The sequence below is a fragment of the Halochromatium sp. genome (assembly GCF_054919635.1).
The window spans coordinates 1-2,686 of the sequence record NZ_JBUDPI010000442.1; the positions used below are offsets into that span (position 1 = coordinate 1).

General features: G+C 63.1%; 4 protein-coding genes. All 4 read left to right on the top strand.

From position 1 onward, the window contains the following. Positions 1-258 precede the first annotated feature (258 nt). Positions 259-735, top strand: a complete 477-nt coding sequence (locus ACY693_RS17985; protein ID WP_462323184.1) for a YbaK/EbsC family protein — start codon at positions 259-261, stop codon at positions 733-735. A gap of 107 nt (positions 736-842) precedes the next feature. Next, positions 843-1,310, top strand: a complete 468-nt coding sequence (locus ACY693_RS17990; RefSeq protein WP_462323185.1) for a hemerythrin domain-containing protein — start codon at positions 843-845, stop codon at positions 1,308-1,310. Next, the gene (gene tsaA, locus ACY693_RS17995) at positions 1,310-1,777 is read left to right on the top strand and encodes a tRNA (N6-threonylcarbamoyladenosine(37)-N6)-methyltransferase TrmO (RefSeq protein ID WP_462323186.1); all 468 of its coding nucleotides are present in this window, start codon (positions 1,310-1,312) and stop codon (positions 1,775-1,777) included. Before ACY693_RS17990 ends, tsaA begins: the two co-directional genes overlap by 1 nt. Before the next feature lie 416 nt (positions 1,778-2,193). Next, a partial coding sequence (locus tag ACY693_RS18000) for a peroxiredoxin (protein ID WP_462323187.1) occupies positions 2,194-2,686 on the top strand: 493 nt, incomplete at its 3' end.

Sequence of the window (2,686 nt, forward strand, 5' to 3'; positions counted from 1 at the left end):
AAGCGTCGGCGGTTGCTCGTTCAAGATCGGAAGGTGCCTCCAGGGAGTGGATTGACTGCGACTGCAGCGAGCCAGCAGTGTGCCACAGGCAGAGTCGTCTCAGCACCGCGCTGGTCCGGCACAGAGGCTGGTGGGCGCGGGTCATTCTTCTCTGCGTCTCCTGGACTCTGAGCATTCGAACCGAGAACCTGTTGTGCCGGACCCGCGGATGGCCGATAACGCCAGGCAGGCTCGACCCCTCAAACGGTGGCGATCGAGATGGCAAAAACCAAAGAACCTGTCACCCCTGCAGTGCGGTTCCTGCGCCAGGCTGATGTCCCCTTCAGCGGTTTCTGTTATGCCTACACCGGCGGAGGGACCGCCGAGGTCGCGAAGGCCTTGGGCGTTGATGAGCACCAGGTGATCAAGACCCTGATCATGGAGACTGAGCTGCAGCCGTTGATCATGCTGATGCACGGTGACCGCGAGGTCGCCACCGGCGCTCTCGCACGGCAGATCGGTGCCAAGCGGGTTCAGCCCTGCGCACCGCAGATCGCCGATAAGCACGCCGGCTACCAGGTCGGTGGCACCTCGCCGTTTGCGACACGCCGCACCATGCCGATCTACTGCGAGCGCAGCATCCTGCAGCTCGATCTGCTCTACATCAACGGCGGCAAGCGCGGCTATATCCTGCGGCTGTGCAGCACGGATCTGCAGCGATTGCTGTCGCCACGGCTGGTGGATGTGGCGGTCTGATCCAGCGTTGAAGGCCTGGTGATTGGCTGCTGATGAGGCGGCCTCATTGACCGTCCGGACCTGGCAGTGCGACCCTCAAACGTTGGTGTTTGACGCGGACGATGCCAATGCAGCGCGATCCCAACCTGGTGCGCCTGTCGCATGACCATCAATCAGCGCTCGTCTTGGCCAAGCGGGCGCGTGAGCTGGCGACGGTTGAAGACCCCAAACGCCGTGCCCGCTGGGCCGAGATCCAGACCCGCTTTGCCGATGAGCTCGAACCGCACTTCCAGCTTGAGGAGCGGGGGTTACTTCCGGCCTTGCGTGGCGTTGGCCAGAATGCCTTGGTCGAGCGGACCCTGAGCGAGCACGCCGAGCTAAGGGCGTTGATCCTCACCGAAACCCCTGATGCCCCGGCGCGCTTCGGCGACGCCTTGAATGCGCACATCCGCTTTGAAGAGCGGACCCTGTTCGAGACCGCGCAGCAGGTGCTGGAGCCCGCAGTGCTCGCCGAGCTGGGCGTCCTGCACGAAGCAGCTGCGCGCCCGGCTTGTTCGACAACAGCGCGCCAGGGCAGCGTCCAAGGAGCCTCCTGATGAGCCAGCAGCAAGCGAAACGCCCGGGCGAGGTTGCTGTAGAGCACCCCCAAACGTCGGATGCCTCGCTCCAGTACATCGGGCGCATCCACACCCCCTGGGAGCAGCGCGAGGACTGTCCACGCCAGGGTGACCCGGATGGTCCGGAGTGTCAGATCGAGATCTTCCCGCCCTGGCATCAGGCGCTGGCCGGACTCGAGCCGCAGCGCTCACTGGAGGTGCTCTATTGGCTCCACCAATCCCGGCGTGATCTGGTCCTGCAATGTCCAAAAGGACGGCAACAGCCCGTTGGCACCTTCGCGCTGCGCTCGCCAGTGCGGCCGAACCCGATTGGTAGCAGTCTGGTGACGCTGGTCGGAATCGACGGTCGGATGCTGCGGGTGCGCGGCTTGGATTGCCTGGATGGCACGCCCTTGCTAGACCTGAAGCCAGCCCGCGCGGTGTTCATGACGGACCTGCGATCCTGACTTGAGCCAGGCGTTGATCATCATCCAAGAACGCACCCTAAGCAACGGCGCCGGTATATCTTCCAAGCGCCGATACTGCATTCACCTGCCAACGTGACCAGCTTCTGAGAACGGATGATGCTACGAGGCTAGATCTTGAGCCTGCGCCGAAGCGCTTGGTGTGGTTTGACGGCCTGCTGGTGAGAGGCGCGCCCGGGCAGCTAGGAATGTGCGTCGCAGGTAGCGGTGTCTGGAGAAGGGCAGGTGGCGGGCAATGTTGGTCATCGGCATAAGGCGCTGCCGATCGATTGATAAAACACAATAGGTCAGGCCCATCAAGCTCATCCAACCAAACGATTTCACTCGGCGGGTCGGGGCGCCTACCCTGGTGTCAACCTCGAACGAGGCCTGACACCTCATCTACAGGAGCTGTAACCATGACCACCGACGTCCAGACCACCCCTTCCATGCCCCGCCTGAACGAGCCGGCCCCGGCCTTCGATGCCCCGACCACCCACGGGCGCAAGACGCTTGAAGATTACCGCGGCCAATGGCTGGTGTTGTTCTCGCATCCAGCCGACTTCACACCCGTGTGTACCACCGAGTTCATCGCCTTCGCCAAACGCCATGCCGACTTTCAGGCCATCGGCTGCGAGCTGCTCGGCCTGTCGATCGACAGCAACTTCTCGCACATCGCCTGGGAGCGCAACATCAAGGAGAAATTCGGCGTCGAGATCGGCTTTCCGATCATCGCCGATCTGTCGATGCAGGTGGCCAAGGCCTACGGCATGATCCAGCCTGGGGCGAGCGACACCTCCGCGGTGCGCGCCACCTTCGTCATCGATCCTAATGGCGTGCTGCGGGCCATGGTCTACTACCCGATGAGCAATGGGCGCTCAATCGATGAGTTCGTGCGCCTGGTCAAGGCGC

What these genes read in the sequence shown, in the direction of transcription:
- ACY693_RS17990 (WP_462323185.1), top strand. Translation starts at nt 843, where the DNA reads ATGCAGCGCGATCCCAACCTGGTGCGCCTGTCGCATGACCATCAATCA.
- tsaA (WP_462323186.1), top strand. Translation starts at nt 1,310, where the DNA reads ATGAGCCAGCAGCAAGCGAAACGCCCGGGCGAGGTTGCTGTAGAGCAC.
- ACY693_RS17985 (WP_462323184.1), top strand. Translation starts at nt 259, where the DNA reads ATGGCAAAAACCAAAGAACCTGTCACCCCTGCAGTGCGGTTCCTGCGC.